At 57.8% G+C, this 14,654-nt stretch carries 14 protein-coding genes; 7 read left to right on the forward strand and 7 right to left on the reverse strand.

The window, feature by feature from the left end:
- Positions 1-249: 249 nt before the first annotated feature.
- The 3 genes from Q1B27_RS08390 to Q1B27_RS08400 form a co-directional block, all read right to left on the reverse strand.
- Complete coding sequence (locus tag Q1B27_RS08390; protein WP_299846391.1) at positions 250-1,620, reverse strand: aspartate aminotransferase family protein; 1,371 nt, start codon at positions 1,618-1,620, stop codon at positions 250-252.
- Positions 1,621-1,727: 107 nt separating this feature from the next.
- Positions 1,728-2,201, reverse strand: coding sequence for an Lrp/AsnC family transcriptional regulator (locus Q1B27_RS08395; protein WP_299846393.1), 474 nt, complete (start codon positions 2,199-2,201; stop codon positions 1,728-1,730).
- A complete protein-coding gene (locus tag Q1B27_RS08400) occupies positions 2,202-2,780 on the reverse strand; it encodes a flavodoxin family protein (RefSeq protein WP_299846394.1) in 579 nt (192 codons plus the stop codon).
- A 235-nt stretch (positions 2,781-3,015) separates the two neighbouring features.
- On the opposite strand from Q1B27_RS08400, the gene Q1B27_RS08405 reads away from it, so the two are divergent.
- Positions 3,016-4,200: a M24 family metallopeptidase gene (locus Q1B27_RS08405; RefSeq protein ID WP_299846837.1), complete on the forward strand. Its 1,185-nt coding sequence runs from the start codon at positions 3,016-3,018 to the stop codon at positions 4,198-4,200.
- A gap of 89 nt (positions 4,201-4,289) precedes the next feature.
- On the opposite strand, the gene Q1B27_RS08410 is transcribed toward Q1B27_RS08405, so the two are convergent.
- The 3 genes from Q1B27_RS08410 to Q1B27_RS08420 all read right to left on the reverse strand — a co-directional run bounded on the left by Q1B27_RS08410 (position 4,290) and on the right by Q1B27_RS08420 (position 7,038).
- Positions 4,290-4,850 carry a GNAT family N-acetyltransferase gene (locus tag Q1B27_RS08410; RefSeq protein WP_299846395.1) on the reverse strand — a complete coding sequence of 187 codons (561 nt, stop codon included), beginning with the start codon at positions 4,848-4,850 and terminating at the stop codon, positions 4,290-4,292.
- A gap of 1 nt (position 4,851) precedes the next feature.
- Positions 4,852-6,246 (reverse strand): aspartate aminotransferase family protein, encoded by a 1,395-nt coding sequence (locus tag Q1B27_RS08415; RefSeq protein ID WP_299846396.1) that lies wholly within the window; start codon positions 6,244-6,246, stop codon positions 4,852-4,854.
- A 96-nt stretch (positions 6,247-6,342) separates the two neighbouring features.
- Positions 6,343-7,038, reverse strand: coding sequence for a GntR family transcriptional regulator (locus tag Q1B27_RS08420; protein WP_299846397.1), 696 nt, complete (start codon positions 7,036-7,038; stop codon positions 6,343-6,345).
- A 146-nt stretch (positions 7,039-7,184) separates the two neighbouring features.
- On the opposite strand from Q1B27_RS08420, the gene Q1B27_RS08425 reads away from it, so the two are divergent.
- The 6 genes from Q1B27_RS08425 (at position 7,185) to Q1B27_RS08450 (ending at position 13,626) form a co-directional block, all read left to right on the forward strand.
- Complete coding sequence (locus Q1B27_RS08425) at positions 7,185-8,267, forward strand: polyamine ABC transporter substrate-binding protein (RefSeq protein ID WP_299846398.1); 1,083 nt, start codon at positions 7,185-7,187, stop codon at positions 8,265-8,267.
- Positions 8,268-8,336: 69 nt separating this feature from the next.
- Positions 8,337-9,461, forward strand: a complete 1,125-nt coding sequence (locus Q1B27_RS08430; RefSeq protein ID WP_299846399.1) for an ABC transporter ATP-binding protein — start codon at positions 8,337-8,339, stop codon at positions 9,459-9,461.
- A 4-nt stretch (positions 9,462-9,465) separates the two neighbouring features.
- Positions 9,466-10,356 (forward strand): ABC transporter permease subunit, encoded by an 891-nt coding sequence (locus tag Q1B27_RS08435; RefSeq protein WP_299846400.1) that lies wholly within the window; start codon positions 9,466-9,468, stop codon positions 10,354-10,356.
- Complete coding sequence (locus Q1B27_RS08440) at positions 10,353-11,168, forward strand: ABC transporter permease (protein ID WP_299846401.1); 816 nt, start codon at positions 10,353-10,355, stop codon at positions 11,166-11,168. Before Q1B27_RS08435 ends, Q1B27_RS08440 begins: the two co-directional genes overlap by 4 nt.
- Entirely contained in the window at positions 11,165-12,490 is a 1,326-nt protein-coding gene (locus tag Q1B27_RS08445; protein ID WP_299846402.1) for an FAD-binding oxidoreductase, read from the forward strand. The genes Q1B27_RS08440 and Q1B27_RS08445 overlap by 4 nt, the downstream gene beginning before the upstream one ends.
- 119 nt (positions 12,491-12,609) lie before the next feature.
- Complete coding sequence (locus tag Q1B27_RS08450; protein WP_299846404.1) at positions 12,610-13,626, forward strand: hypothetical protein; 1,017 nt, start codon at positions 12,610-12,612, stop codon at positions 13,624-13,626.
- A gap of 42 nt (positions 13,627-13,668) precedes the next feature.
- On the opposite strand, the gene Q1B27_RS08455 is transcribed toward Q1B27_RS08450, so the two are convergent.
- Positions 13,669-14,592 carry a DMT family transporter gene (locus tag Q1B27_RS08455; RefSeq protein ID WP_299846406.1) on the reverse strand — a complete coding sequence of 308 codons (924 nt, stop codon included), beginning with the start codon at positions 14,590-14,592 and terminating at the stop codon, positions 13,669-13,671.
- Between the last annotated feature and the right edge of the window lie 62 nt (positions 14,593-14,654).

The following is a 14,654-nucleotide window of genomic DNA, read 5'->3' on the forward strand; positions in this document are numbered from 1 at the left end:
GCACTCCCTGGTTTATTTTTTCGCGGCTAGCCCGCGCTCGGCCCGAACTAAACCGCCAAAATCATCGTGATGCAAGCGCAGCGCGGCATTTTCGGCAGAATTTGCGCCACCCGGATGAATTTAATCATTTTCACCTATCCTCATGATAAAATTAATCACGAGCCTTTATCAGCGACGTCCGTTTCCTTCCGCTGATTCGTCCCGATCAACGCGGAAACGGCGTCCCTGCGTCGTGGCATTCGGCAAAAATCACCCAAACACAGACTTCACCGCTTTTTGCGTCTTATTCACCACCTCATCCGCCTCGGCGCGCGTCAGGCAGAAAGGTGGCGCAAATCCCAGAATGTCACCCTGCGGCATCGCCCGCCCGATCACGCCATCGGCTGCCAGCGCCGCGGCGATTTGCGGCCCGATTTTGTCAGCGGCATCAAAGAAACGGCGGTCGCTTCGATCTTTCACGAACTCAACCGCACACAGCATACCTTCGCCCCGGATCTCGCCCACATGGACATGATCGCCCAACGCCTCCGCCATCGCTTGGTTCAGATAGGCGCCGGTATCGCGGTTATTTGCGATTAGCTTCAGCTCATCCAGCAGATTGAGGTTAGCCACCCCCGCTGCCGCCCCGATCGGATGCGCCGAATAGGTCCAGCCATGTCCAATGGGCCCGTTCTCATCGGTTCCCCGCTCTAGCACCTTCCACATCTTGTCGCTGACGATACTGCCCGACAGCGGCGCATAGGCCGATGTCAGCCCCTTGGCTATGGTAATCAGATCAGCCTCAATCCCGTAGTGGTCGCAACCAAACATCGACCCAAGTCGGCCAAATCCAGTAACAACCTCATCCGCCACCAAAAGAATGTCATGCTTTTTCAGCACCGCCTGAATTGCGGCCCAATACCCCTCGGGCGGCGGTACGATCCCCCCGGTCCCCAGCACCGGCTCTCCGATAAAGGCTGCGATCGTATCGGCTCCTTCGCGCTCAATCAGTGCTTCAAGTTCGGCCGCACAATGGGCCACAAACTCTGCCTCGCTCTGGTTCAGAGCATCCCGGCGATAGTAATACGGCGCCTCGGTATGCACGACCTGCGCCAACGGCAGATCGAACTTCTTGTGAAAAAGCTCCAGGCCCGTCAGCGACCCGGTCATCAAGCCCGAGCCATGATAGCCCCGCCAGCGCGAAATGATCTTTTTCTTTTCCGGACGCCCAAGAATATTGTTGTAATACCAGATCAGCTTGATGTTGGTCTCATTCGCATCCGATCCCGACAGACCAAAATAAACCTTGCTCATGTTCGCAGGCGCCCGATCCAGCACCATCTTGGCAAGCGTGATGCTGGCTTCGGTCCCATGACCGACATAGGCATGATAATACGCTAGTTCCTTTGCCTGAGCGGCAATAGCATCGGCAATATCCTCGCGACCATACCCGACATTCACGCAGTAGAGCCCGGCAAAGGCATCCAGCAGGCGCACACCTTCGCGATCTTCGATATGACAGCCCGAACCGCCGGTAATCACCCGGTTCTGCAACTCCCCCCTTGCGAACTGCGCCAGATGTGTCGAGGCATGGAAAAAGTTCTCGCGATCCCATTCCGCCAGTTGGTCATTTCTCAGCATGATCTGTCCTTCGATATCTGAAACCGGTCACCCGGCGCGAAGATGCACCGCTTTTCACAGATCGTGTATCTGAACTTGCCCGGTCTTGCAGAAGAATCTTCTGCCGCCTACCGCAACAGGGCATCGAAAAGCGGCACAGTCCCATCTTTCACGGCCTTGGTCACGACATAGGTAAAGTACCGCTCCAACCCGACATCGGCGTCCAGAATGCGGTCCATCAGACCCTGGTAGGCCTCGATATCGCGCGTAATGACCTGCATCAGGTAGTCAAAACCACCACCCAGCGCCCAACATGCAGTGACCTCCGACAACGATGCAACATGCGCCTCAAAGGTGCGAAAAGCGGCAGCGGTGTGATCCGTCAGCTCAACGGTCACGAATACCGTCAACACCGGAGCCAGTTTCCTCAGGCTGATCCGGGCCTGATACCCCTCGATAATTCCTGCCTTTTCAAGCTTGCGCACCCGCTCCCAACAGGGGCTGGCTGACAACCCGACCCGCTCCGCAAGCTGCGTATTGGACATCCGGCCCTCGGCAGACAATACCTTCAGAATGGCAATGTCGCGCTCATCCAGTGTCATTCACGCGGCCCCGGTCAGACGCCGCGCCAAAGACGTGGCATCGTCCATCGCTTCGGTATGCCGCACCACATCACCAACCTCACGCACGCCCGAAGCACGGATCAGCTCACGTCGCTCAAATCCCAACTTGTCCAACGCGGGTCCGTATTGATCCAGCAGATTACCGTATCGCTCGGCCCCTTCACCCTGCACCTGCACCAGCACGAAGGCTTTGCCGCGCCCCAGACGCGATGGTTCAGCAGCCGTCACGTAATCCGGGACGAAGAAGGAAAAGAACCGATCCAGGGCTTGCTTAAACAGCCCCGAGATATTGCAAAAGTAGATCGGCGTCGCCACCACCACAATATCGGCAGCGGCCACGGCCTCCAGGACCGGGTTCAGGTCATCTTTCAACCCGCAAGTCTCGCCGCCGGATTTGCAATGGCGTAGGCTCACGCAGCCCTTGAACCGCAGATCACGCAGCGGGAACCATTCCACCACGCCGCCATTCCTCGCCACCTCATCACAGAATGCTTTCGCTAACAGATCGCTATTGCCGCCCGCACGCGGACTGCCCAACAGACACGCAACACGATTCACGCCAGATCCTCGGAGATGAGCAATGACCTGGCAATCTGTGGCGGCATCCTCTGGACATAAACGATCAGCATCGAAACCCCTCTTTGACTTTGCAGCTCACTCTTGGTCAGGTTTTGCGATTGGTCAACGCGCTCTGCGACGCCAGTGCCCGAAAACGACCCTGTGTACCGCCTTTGACAAGGCAGGCGTTGCCGCAACCGCCAAAATCGAAAGAAAAATAATGACAGGACAGATGATGATCGACAAAGACCTCCCGTTCTCTCAGGCCGAATTCCAGCGCCGCCTGACCAAGACCCGCTTCGCGATGGACAATGCCGGTATCGACACGCTGTTCGTGACCGACCCGTCGAACCAGAACTGGCTTACCGCCTATGACGGCTGGTCGTTCTACGTGCATCAGGGCGTGTTGATCTTTCCTGATGACGATCCGATCTGGTGGGGTCGCCGCATGGATGCCAATGGCGGCCTGCGCACGGTCTGGATGAGTGATGATCGCGTACTGGGCTACGATGACAGCTACGTGCAATCCACGACCAGCCACCCGATGCAGGATCTTGCCGCCCGGCTCAAGGCGATGGGTCGCCATACCGGTCGGATCGGGGTCGAGATGGACAATTACTATTTCTCAGCCAAAGCGTTCGAAGTGATGCAGACCGAGTTGGGCGATGCCCGCTTTGTGGACGCGACCTATCTGGTCAATTGGCAACGTTCGGTCAAATCCGACGAAGAACTGGCGTTTATGCACAAGGCCGCACGGATTTCCGAAAAGATCGTCGATGGCTATCTCGATCGGGTCGAACCCGGCGTGCGCAAAAACGAAATTGCCGCCAACATCTTTCATGATGCGATCAGTGGCGTGGATGACATTTGGGGCGATTATCCCGGCCTGATGCCGCTGTTACCCTCAGGCAAGGACGCGTCCGCCCCTCATCTGACATGGGATGGCCGAGAATTTCAGCGCGGCGAAGCGACATTTTTCGAAATCTCGGGCGTCTATCGACGCTATCACACCCCGTTTTGCCGCACGCTTTTCCTCGGCAAGCCTGGCGATGAAATCCGCCGTGCCGAAGCTGCCCTTGTCGAAGGGCTCGAGGCCGGGCTTGAAGCCGCCCGCGCCGGTAACCGCACCTGCGACATCGCCAACGCACTGGCCGGGCCACTGGCGCGCGCCGGCATCGAACGCGGTGCCCGCTGCGGCTATGGCATCGGCCTCAGCTATCCGCCCGATTGGGGCGAACATCACGCCAGCCTGCGGGCAGAGGATCAGACCGTGCTGGAACCCGGCATGACCTTCCACTTTATGCCGGGTCTATGGATGGATGATTGGGGGCTCGAAATCACCGAATCGATCCTAATTACCCAAGACGGTCCGGCGCAGACCTTCTGCGACCGTCCACGCAAAATGTTCGTGAAGGACTGACCAGCATAGACCGGGGCGTCTGGGGGGGCGTGCTGCAAGGGCCTGTTTGGCCTGAAAGCGAATGCAACTTTTGCGCCGTAGGCGTACCGTCAGGAAACGGCCTGCCTGTCACGCGCGGCTACCACGCTTTCCCACGCGGCTTTCTGTAAGCGGTAGCATTTCCAGGGGGCCTCGACCCCCGAAAGATCAAGCCCTATGTCATAAACATGCTCCGCACCCAGCCGCCGGGTCGCCGTCTGCGACCGGATGTTCGTAGGATCGATATGAAACCACACCTCGTCAAAGCTTTGAAACGCGTGGCCAAGCATCAGCTTTTTTAGCTCAAAATTCCATGCTCCGCCCCAATAGCGGTGGTTCAGAAAGGTAAACCCGATTGAAATGCTGCACGGCATATCCGGTGCGGTGTAATAGCGCGAACACCCTATGATATGCTCCGCAGACACATCCTCGATCCCCAGCGTCCCGCCCGCACGCAGCAGAAAATTGAAATAGGGCCGGAAAACCTCGGACTCATGCCGGTTCTTCGCCGGATGACCGGCCCATGTCTCGGGATCGCTGGCAGCGGCATGCAGCCCCTTGTAATCATCTGCCTCAAGGGGCCGCAGCAACAATCTATCGCTGCGCAGAACCGGTTGCGCGTCAAACGCCATATCAGGCGGCTTTCATCAGCCCGTCATCTGTCAGCTTGGCATGCGCAATATCCAGCGCCTTCCAGGCACGATCAACCAGCGTATCGACCTCGGATTTGGTGATCACCAGCGGCGGCGAAATAACCATCCGGTCGCCGGTATGACGCATCACCAGCGAATTGGCGAAACACGCCTCGCGTACGATATACCCGGCGGTCCCGGCATCGGCTGCAAAGGCTGCGCGCGAGGCTTTGTCCGGCGTCAGCGCGATGGACCCCATCAGCCCCTCGATCACCGCTTCACCAACCAGCGGGTGATCCGCCAATCCCTGCCATTTCTCGCGTAGATAGGGCGCGGTCTCGGCCCCGGCGGTCGCAACGATATTCTCTTCTTCGAGGATCCGCAGGTTTTCCAGCGCCACGGCACAGGCCACCGGATGACCGGAATAGGTGTAGCCATGCACGAACTCGCAGGCATCCATCACCTTGGCCACCTCGTCGCTGACGATCGAGCCGCCAATCGGCGCATAGCCCGAGGAAAGCCCCTTGGCGATGGTCATGATATCAGGCCTGATACCAAAGGTCTGGCTGCCGAACCAGTTGCCGGTGCGGCCAAACCCGCAGATCACCTCATCCGCGATTAGCAAGATTTCGTACTTGTCACAGATGCGCTGGATTTCCGGCCAATATGTACTGGGCGGAATGATCACACCACCGGCCCCCTGAATGGGCTCGGCGATAAAGGCTGCCACACGATCTTCGCCAAGATCGTGAATGGCCTGCTCCAATTCACGCGCACGCTCCAGCCCGAACTCCTCGGGGGATTTGTCACCGCCTTCGCCATACCAATAGGGCTGGCCGATATGATGTACATCGGGAATCGGCAATCCACCCTGCGCATGCATCGGTTTCATCCCGCCCAGGCTGGCACTGCCCACGCTGGAACCATGATAGCCATTGTGACGCGCAATGATCACCTTTTTCTCAGGCTTGCCCAACTCGGCCCAATAGGTGCGGACCAGACGGATGTTGGTGTCATTCGCCTCGGAACCCGACCCTGCAAAGAACGTGTGGTTCAGGGTGCCCGGTGCCAGCTCGGCCAGCTTCGCGCTCAGCGCGATGGCGGGCACATGGGTCGTCATGAAGAACGTATTGTAATAGGGCAGCTCCTGCATCTGACGCATCGCCGCATCGGCCAACTCGGGGCGGCCATACCCCAGATTGACACACCACAGCCCCGCCATGGCATCCAGAATATCATTGCCCTCGCTATCTGTCAGGGTCACGCCCTTGGCACGGGTGATGATGCGCGCGCCCTTTTCGGCCAACTCATCATTGGTGGTGAAAGGGTGCATGTGATGCGCAGCATCCAGCGCCTGCAATTCAGCCGTCGGCATATGGTTCGAGATCATGTTCATGGTCAGGGCCTTTCGCAACCGGGAATCAGGGAAAGACGCGTCACGCGCCCAAAGTCTGCATCCATAATATGATCAAATTATTTACTGTCAATCGAATCAGTGCTGCGCCGCTGAAACCTCAAATGCACGGCGCACCTGCTCCATTCCTTGTATTACATCCTCGCGAATGGCCCGCGCCGCGCGCTCCGCATCGCGGGCATGCATCGCCGCCAGCATGTCCTTGTGTTTATCAGGCAGATTCTGGGTGCCCATCCGGCCGCATACAACCCGCAAAGAAGGCCCGAAACGCAGCCATAATCCATCCGCCATATCGGCCAGAATAGGGGCATCCGCAATCTCGTAAAGGCGCTTGTGAAAGCGGTAATTCAGCTCAAGATATGCCCGCAAATCACCCTGCTCGATGGCCCGGTCCAACTCGGCGTCCATCGTGGCCAGCTCATCCAGTTGTTCCAGCGTTATCCGCTCGGTCGCACGCAGCGCCAGGTGCGGGTCAAGCCATTGGCGTGCAACGATTAACTCGCTCATGTTGTCTGCGGATAAAAGCGGCACGGAAACCCGCCGGTTGCCCTGGAATTCCAACGCACCTTCGGCGATCAGCCGACGGATCGCCTCGCGTACCGGGGTCATGCCCGCCCCCAGCCGGTCCGTCAGCCCCTGGATGGTCACCGCTTGCCCCGGCGCAAGATCGCCAAACAGTATCTGGTCGCGCAATTGGCGGTATATCAGTTCATGCGCGGGAAGGCGGCTTTTTTCACCACTGTCCCCATCAGGTTTTCGGGCGAGTTTGTTCATTGTCCTGCAGCCTTTTTCATCGCCTCGAATGTCTTTCCTTGTGAGTTTAGCGACTGCGTGGAAATATTACCATATTGCCAAACGCGCAAATTTTTGATCAAATTCGCGCGCACGGCAAGCAACTTGCCGACCAACGGGAGAAAAATATGAAGAAGTTGATTCTGACCACCGCCACCCTCGCCCTGGGCGCACTCACCGCCCACGCCGATGAGGTGCGGGTCTATAACTGGTCTGATTACATCGATGAGGCGCTGCTAGAGAAGTTCGAGCAGGAAACCGGCCTCGACCTGATCTATGACGTTTTCGACAGCAACGAAGTGCTTGAAACCAAGATGCTTGCCGGCGGTTCGGGCTATGACGTGGTTGTCCCCTCCGGTACGTTCCTGCAACGCCAGATCACCGCGGGCGCTTTCCAGAAACTGGACCTGTCACAGTTGCCCAACCATGAAAACATGTGGGATCTGATTGAATCGCGCACCATCCAATACGACCCCGACAACGCCTATTCGATCAACTACATGTGGGGCACGACGGGCATCGGTGTGAATGTCGGCAAAGTAACCGAAATCCTGGGTGAAGACGCGCCGCTCGACAGCATGGAACTGGTTCTGAATCCGGAAAACATGGAAAAACTCGCCGCCTGTGGCGTACATTTCCTGGATGCTCCGACCGAAATCATTCCGATGACGTTGCAATATCTGGGCGAAGACCCTGACAGCCATGACCCGGATGTTCTGGGCAAGGCCGAACCGGTGCTGGCCGCCGTGGCCCCCCATATTCAGAAGTTCCACAGCTCGGAATATATCAACGCGCTGGCTAATGGTGACATCTGTGTAGCTGTCGGCTGGTCCGGCGACATTCTGCAAGCCCGTGACCGCGCGGCCGAGGCCGAAAACGGCGTCGAGATTGCCTACAACGCCTTCGCAGAAGGTTCATTGATGTGGTTCGACCAGATGGCGATCCCGACGGACGCTCCGAATGTGGAAGGCGCACACAAGTTCCTGAACTTCATCATGGACGCGCAGAACATGGCGGACGCCTCGAACTACGTTTACTACGCCAATGGCAACGAAGCCTCGAAACCGATGTTGGCAGAAGACGTGATCGGCGATCCGGCGATCTATCCGACACCCGAGACCCTTGAGAACCTCTACACCACGACGCCTTATCCGGCCAAGGTGCAGCGGGTGGTCACCCGGATGTGGACCAAGATCAAGTCAGGCACCTAAGTCTGAAAATTTTCAAGCCCGCGCAACATGTTTCGCGCGGGCTTTTTTAACTGTATTCAGGGGGCAGGGATGGGACAAACAGTATTTGAGCCGTGGAACGATCCGGACGCGAAACCGCTTATTCAGTTCAAGAATGTGACCAAACGATTTGGTGATTTTGTTGCCATCGACAACCAGTCGTTCGATATCTACGAACAGGAATTCTTTGCCCTTCTGGGCCCCTCGGGATGCGGCAAGACCACAATGATGCGGATGCTTGCCGGGTTTGAAACGCCCACCGAAGGCACCATCCTTTTGGGCGGGCAGGACATCGCACCCATTCCGCCCAACAAACGTGCCGTGAACATGATGTTTCAGTCCTACGCGCTCTTTCCGCATCTCAGCATCTGGGAGAACATCGCCTTTGGCCTGAAGCGCGATAGCATGCCCAAGGATCAGATCGACGCCCGTGTGGCCGAGATGCTGAAACTCACCCGGCTGGAGCAATTCGCCAAACGCAAACCGCACCAATGCTCTGGCGGTCAGCGTCAGCGCGTGGCCCTTGCCCGCTCACTTGCCAAAGCACCGAAACTGCTTTTGCTGGACGAACCACTTGGCGCGCTGGATGCCAAGCTGCGCCAGGACACCCAATTCGAACTGATGGACATCCAGGAAAAGACCGGCACCACCTTCGTGATTGTGACCCACGATCAGGAAGAGGCGATGACCGTCGCCTCACGCGTCGCGGTCATGGATCACGGCAAGATCATTCAGGCCGATACCCCCGCACGCATCTACGAGATGCCGAGCTCGGTCTACGTGGCCGACTTCATCGGTGACGTGACCATCATCAGCGGCACCGCAACGCCTTCGGGCGACGGCTATGACATCGCCTTTGCCGAAGGACAGCCCGACCTGCGCGCCAAATCTGATATACAGCTTTCCAAGGGACAGTCCTGCCACCTCGCGATCCGTCCTGAAAAAGTCTCTATTACGGCCGAAAAGCCTTCGGATGCCGCTAACGCGCTTCAGGGCAAAATTCTTGATATCGCTTATCTCGGCAACCTCTCGACCTACCATGTCGAACTGTCGACCGGGCAGGTGGTAAAATCGCAGACCGCCAATACGCGCAGACTCTCGCGTCGATCTTTCACCTGGGAAGACGAGGTTTGGCTCTCCTGGACAGACACCGCCGGTGTCCTGTTGAAGGAGTAAGCCCATGCGTCGCGCCACCCTGATCCTCGTCCCCTATCTCTGGCTTCTGGCCCTCTTTCTGGTGCCGTTCCTGATCGTGCTGAAAATCAGCCTCAGTGACACTGCCCTTGCGATCCCGCCCTACACGCCAACACTGGATTTCAGCACCGGCTGGCAGGGTTTCAAGGATTTCTGGGCCGAACTTGACCTAGAAAACTTCGAATTCCTTACGACAGACGATCTTTACTGGAAGGCCTACCTGTCCTCGCTCAAGATCGCCATCATCGCCACTCTCTTCACCTTGCTGGTCGGCTACCCGATCGCCTATGGCATGGCCAACGCGCCCGATCATTGGCGCCCGACCCTGATGATGCTGGTGATCCTGCCCTTCTGGACCAGCTTCCTGATCCGCGTCTATTCCTGGATGGGCATCCTCAGTAACGAAGGCTACCTTAATCAGTTCCTGCTCGGCACCGGCCTGATTTCCGAACCGCTGACCATCCTCAACACCAACACAGCCGTCTATATCGGCATTGTCTACACCTATCTGCCCTTCATGATCCTGCCGATCTATTCGGCGCTGGAAAGGCTTGATGCGTCCCTGTTGGAGGCCGCCGAGGATCTGGGCTGCTCGCGCCTGACAGCCTTCTGGCTGGTCACCGTGCCGCTGTCCAAGAACGGCATCATCGCCGGGTGTTTTCTGGTATTCATCCCGACATTGGGTGAATTCGTCATCCCGTCGCTGCTGGGCGGCTCGAAAACCCTGATGATTGGCAAGGTCCTTTGGGAGGAATTCTTCAACAACCGCGACTGGCCCGTCGCCTCGGCGGTTGCGGTGATCCTGCTCCTGATCCTGATCATCCCGATCATTCTCTTCCAGCGGAACGAGCAAAAACAGAGGGAGATTGACGGATGAGACGCCTGACATGGTTCAACACGACCGCCCTCACCTTGGGTTTCGCCTTCCTTTATCTGCCGATGCTCATCCTGATCGTCTACAGCTTCAACTCCAGTAAGCTAGTGACCGTCTGGGCCGGGTTCTCGACCAAATGGTATGGCGAGTTGCTCCAGAACGAGGCCTTCCTGAACGCCGCTTGGGTCACGCTCAAGGTCGCCGTCATCAGCTCAACCTTCGCCACGGTACTGGGCACGATGGGTGCGCTGGTTCTGGTGCGTGCGGGCCGCTTTGCCGGACGCACGCTGTTTTCCGGCATGATCTACGCGCCACTGGTGATGCCAGAGGTGATCACAGGTCTATCGCTCTTGCTGCTCTTCATCGGCATCGGGCTGGATCGCGGCGTCTTTACCATCGTGTTAGCGCATACCACCTTCTCGATGTGCTATGTCTCGGTCGTGGTCTCCTCGCGGCTGGTCAGTTTCGACCGGTCTCTGGAAGAGGCTGCCCTTGATCTGGGCTGCTCCCCGATGGAGGCCTTTCGGCTGGTCACCCTGCCGATCATCGCGCCCGCGGTGATCTCGGGCTGGCTGTTGGCCTTCACGCTCAGCCTTGATGATCTGGTCATTGCCAGCTTCACCGCCGGGCCGTCCGCCACCACCCTGCCGATGAAAATCTGGAGTTCGGTGCGCCTTGGCGTCTCGCCCGAGATCAACGCGCTATCGACCCTGATGATCGGTATCGTAGCCATCGGCGTGATCACCGCCTCTTTGATCACCAAACGTGCCACGCTGCGACAACAGGCCGAGGAACGCGCCGCCGTCAAGGCATGACACGCATCTTCCCGACCTATACCTATGGGTCAGGCCCGCGCGAACATTGCTATTGGTCGGGCACCGTTCCCATGCCTGAATACCCCGCAGCTACGGGTCCGATCACCTGCGATGTGGCCGTAATCGGCGCAGGCTTCACCGGGCTTTCTGCCGCGCTGCATCTGGCCGAGGCGGGCCGCGACATCGTCGTACTTGATGCGCAAACGCCGGGCTGGGGCGCGTCGGGCCGCAATGGCGGCTTCTGCTGCCTGGGTGGATCGGCTGCATCAGACACTATTCTTGCCAAACTCTACGGTGAGACTGCCCGCCGTGAATTCCGCAGCACCGAACACCGCGCCGTCGATCTGGCCGCCGATCTGATCAGACGGCACAATATCGACTGCGATGTGCATTCCGAGGGTGAGACCCTGATGGCCCATAGCCAAAAGGCGATGGACGGTTTCGAGGCGAAAGCAAAAGAGGTCGAGCGTGATTTTGGTGTGACCCCGGTGATCACCGCCAGAACCGAACTGGCAGCCAGTGGCATGCAGGGTCCGTTTTTTGGCGCCATGACCACACCCATCGGCTTTGCCCTCAACCCGATGAAATATACGCTTGGCCTCGCCAATGCGGCCACCTGCGCAGGCGCTCGGATTTTCGCCCACTCCCCGGTGCAGCGTATCGACCAGCAGGGGAATTTCACCCTGACCACGCCTAGCGCCCAGATCACCGCCAAGCGGCTGATCGTGGCGACCAACGGCTATTCTTCCGACGATCTGCCCAGATGGCTGCGCGCCCGCTACCTGCCCACCCAAAGCAACGTCATCGTGACCCGCCCGATGAGCGAAGAAGAGTTGAACGCACAAGGCTGGACCAGCAACCAGATGTCTTTTGATGACCGATTCCTGCTGCATTATTTTCGCCTGATGCCGAACAATCAGATGCTTTTCGGCATGCGCGGCGGGTTGGTCAGTTCTGCCGCCGCGGATGCCAGGATGTATCGCCTGATCCGTCGGCATTTTGAGGCGATGTTCCCTGCCTGGGCCGGGGTCGATACGCCCTATACTTGGCAAGGCCTGCTCTCGATTTCACGCGATCTGACCCCTTATGCCGGGCCGATCCCCGAAATGCCCGGTGCTTTCACCGCACTCAGTTATCACGGTAACGGCGTGGCGATGGCTTCCTACGCCGGCGCGTTGCTGGCCGATCAGGTATTGGGGCAGGCGGGCACGCGGCTCCATCCAAAGATCATGCAATCCGCACCCAAACGCTTCCCTCTCGGTCGCTTCCGCCGCGCCACCATCTGGCCACTTTATGCCGGCGCTGTACTGATGGGGAAATAGACCTCAAAATCTGTCTGACTCAGCGCCTATTGATGCCTGATCTGCCCCCTTCTTGTTAGGCCGTAGCTTTATCAACACCGCGCAACTGGCATCATGGCTTTAATTTATGGATTTTTGGAATGTTTATGTCTTTTACCAAATGGGTGATGCTTGCTTCAGTCTTGCCAATGTCAGGATGCTCAATCCTGGATGACCTCGCCAGAGGTCTGGGTAGCCTGGCCGCACAGGCCGAAGGCCAACCGGATATGTATATCGCGCGTCAAGCCTCTGTTGGCGGCCTAACCCGGTACTCCATTGACTGGATCACAGTGGTGCGCGGACGCGAAGATGCCCCGGTTGATGTCTTTTATGAGGGGTGGCACAGAGACTTCCAGCGGGTCAAAGACGCCAGATTTCCCGGGCGATTCACTGAACTTTCGCTACGCAATGACGGTGCAAGACTGGCAGGTTTGCTGGAAGAGGATATTGGTGACACGGTTGAGTATTATGCTCTGCTGTACACCGCCCCCGGCGGTCGTGAACTGTTAGAGGTCACCGACGGAGCTGTTGCGAGGGACATTTTCGAATTATGTTTTGGCGCAGCGCTTCTCGAAAATGACCTTGATCGATATCTGCGCGACGAAGAATATATCGATCCAGATGAAAACTACGAAGTCACCTGGGATTATCTGGAATCAGGTGGGCGCTTAGGCGAATGGTACACCGAATTTCGGGGCTGGACACAGGATGGTGACGCCGTCTTTACAGCCGATGTCAATTACGACGCCGTTGTAACGGTGGGTAGCCAGACCATCAGCGGATTGGTCCTGTATGACGTCGTACCGTCAAGAGTAAGATTTGGCTTTGAAGCCGTCTATTCCGCTGATACGGGACGCCCAATTGCCTGTCATGACGGCACGCCGTTTGTAGACCCGGAAGAACCGATTTCCGCGTACGGACACCGACGGTTTCGGCCTCCATCGGGTTCAGCATCATACCACCAGATGGCGGGACATTTACTCTATACAATTACCCCAGCGGTGTGCCTCCGATGCGACTTCTTTTTGCGGGCGAAATCGATGAGCTCGTCCTGCCCAAACGTCCGTAACGTCCAGAACGTTTGTTTATCTTGTTTACCGTCGTTCGTGGCCACCTGAACTGTTCGCGTCGTCCGCCTTATACCGAGAAGAAAAATACACCTATCCCTGCGGCGTCTTCACCGCCCGCGCCTGACCTCGCTTGAGGCCCAGTTGCCTTTCGCGCCAGATGATAATGCAACCCGCCAGAATGACGATCGCCGCCCCTATCAGCATCGTGCCTGTAGGCACTTCGTCAAAGATGAAATAGCCGATGATCAGCGCAAAGATCATAGAGGCATAATCAAACGGTGCCACCACGCTGGCATCGGCAAAACGGTAGGCGGAAGTCAGGAAGATCTGCCCCGCCCCGCCGATCAACCCAGCCAGCACCAGCAAGGTGATCTCACCGGTTGACGGCATCACCCAGCCAAACGGAATCGTCAGAAGTGACAGTGCAGCCGAGGTGATCGAGAAGTAGAAAACAATCGCCGATGTCTGTTCGGTCTGCACCAGTTTGCGGATGTAGATCTGGGCCAATGCCGCACTGACAGCCCCCATCAAGACCAGCACCGCGCCCACGGCCTGCGTGGTCTCCATCGTCTCGGACCCCAGTAGACTAAGGCGCGGCGACACCACGATCAGCACGCCCACCAGCCCCAGCATCACGGCGCTGATCCGAAAAGCTCCGACCTTTTCATCCAGAAACATCGCTGCGAAAACCACCGTCAGCAGTGGTGCGGCATAACCAAGCGCTGTGACTTCGGGCAGGGGCAAAAGGCCCAATGCGGCAAAGCTCATCCCCATCGCCAGGCTACCGACAAAACCACGCCAGAAATGACCCAGCTTTGATTTCACCTTCAGCCCGGTACGCAGATCACCCCGCGCGATCAGCCAGCCCAGAATGACAGGGATGGCAAAGAAAGAGCGAAAGAAAACCGCCTCGCCCACAGGCACATGTTGCGCCGTCGCCTTGATCATCGACACCATGGTAATGAACAAAACGACCGAGCAGAGCTTAAGCGCGATACCCTTGATTGGGCTCATAATGCGGCCCTCCTGCTGGTGAATGTGTCCAATGCCCGCGAAAAGGTCAATCGCAACCCTTG

It is taken from the genome of uncultured Roseovarius sp., assembly GCF_947489715.1.
Taxonomy (GTDB): domain Bacteria; phylum Pseudomonadota; class Alphaproteobacteria; order Rhodobacterales; family Rhodobacteraceae; genus Roseovarius.

Coding starts and splice junctions, on each gene's coding strand:
- Q1B27_RS08455 (WP_299846406.1), bottom strand. CDS start 14,592: ATGAGCCCAATCAAGGGTATCGCGCTTAAGCTCTGCTCGGTCGTTTTG.
- Q1B27_RS08435 (WP_299846400.1), top strand. CDS start 9,466: ATGCGTCGCGCCACCCTGATCCTCGTCCCCTATCTCTGGCTTCTGGCC.
- Q1B27_RS08395 (WP_299846393.1), bottom strand. CDS start 2,201: ATGACACTGGATGAGCGCGACATTGCCATTCTGAAGGTATTGTCTGCC.
- Q1B27_RS08405 (WP_299846837.1), top strand. CDS start 3,016: ATGATCGACAAAGACCTCCCGTTCTCTCAGGCCGAATTCCAGCGCCGC.
- Q1B27_RS08445 (WP_299846402.1), top strand. CDS start 11,165: ATGACACGCATCTTCCCGACCTATACCTATGGGTCAGGCCCGCGCGAA.
- Q1B27_RS08410 (WP_299846395.1), bottom strand. CDS start 4,850: ATGGCGTTTGACGCGCAACCGGTTCTGCGCAGCGATAGATTGTTGCTG.
- Q1B27_RS08440 (WP_299846401.1), top strand. CDS start 10,353: ATGAGACGCCTGACATGGTTCAACACGACCGCCCTCACCTTGGGTTTC.
- Q1B27_RS08430 (WP_299846399.1), top strand. CDS start 8,337: ATGGGACAAACAGTATTTGAGCCGTGGAACGATCCGGACGCGAAACCG.
- Q1B27_RS08450 (WP_299846404.1), top strand. CDS start 12,610: ATGTTTATGTCTTTTACCAAATGGGTGATGCTTGCTTCAGTCTTGCCA.
- Q1B27_RS08420 (WP_299846397.1), bottom strand. CDS start 7,038: ATGAACAAACTCGCCCGAAAACCTGATGGGGACAGTGGTGAAAAAAGC.
- Q1B27_RS08390 (WP_299846391.1), bottom strand. CDS start 1,620: ATGCTGAGAAATGACCAACTGGCGGAATGGGATCGCGAGAACTTTTTC.
- Q1B27_RS08425 (WP_299846398.1), top strand. CDS start 7,185: ATGAAGAAGTTGATTCTGACCACCGCCACCCTCGCCCTGGGCGCACTC.
- Q1B27_RS08415 (WP_299846396.1), bottom strand. CDS start 6,246: ATGAACATGATCTCGAACCATATGCCGACGGCTGAATTGCAGGCGCTG.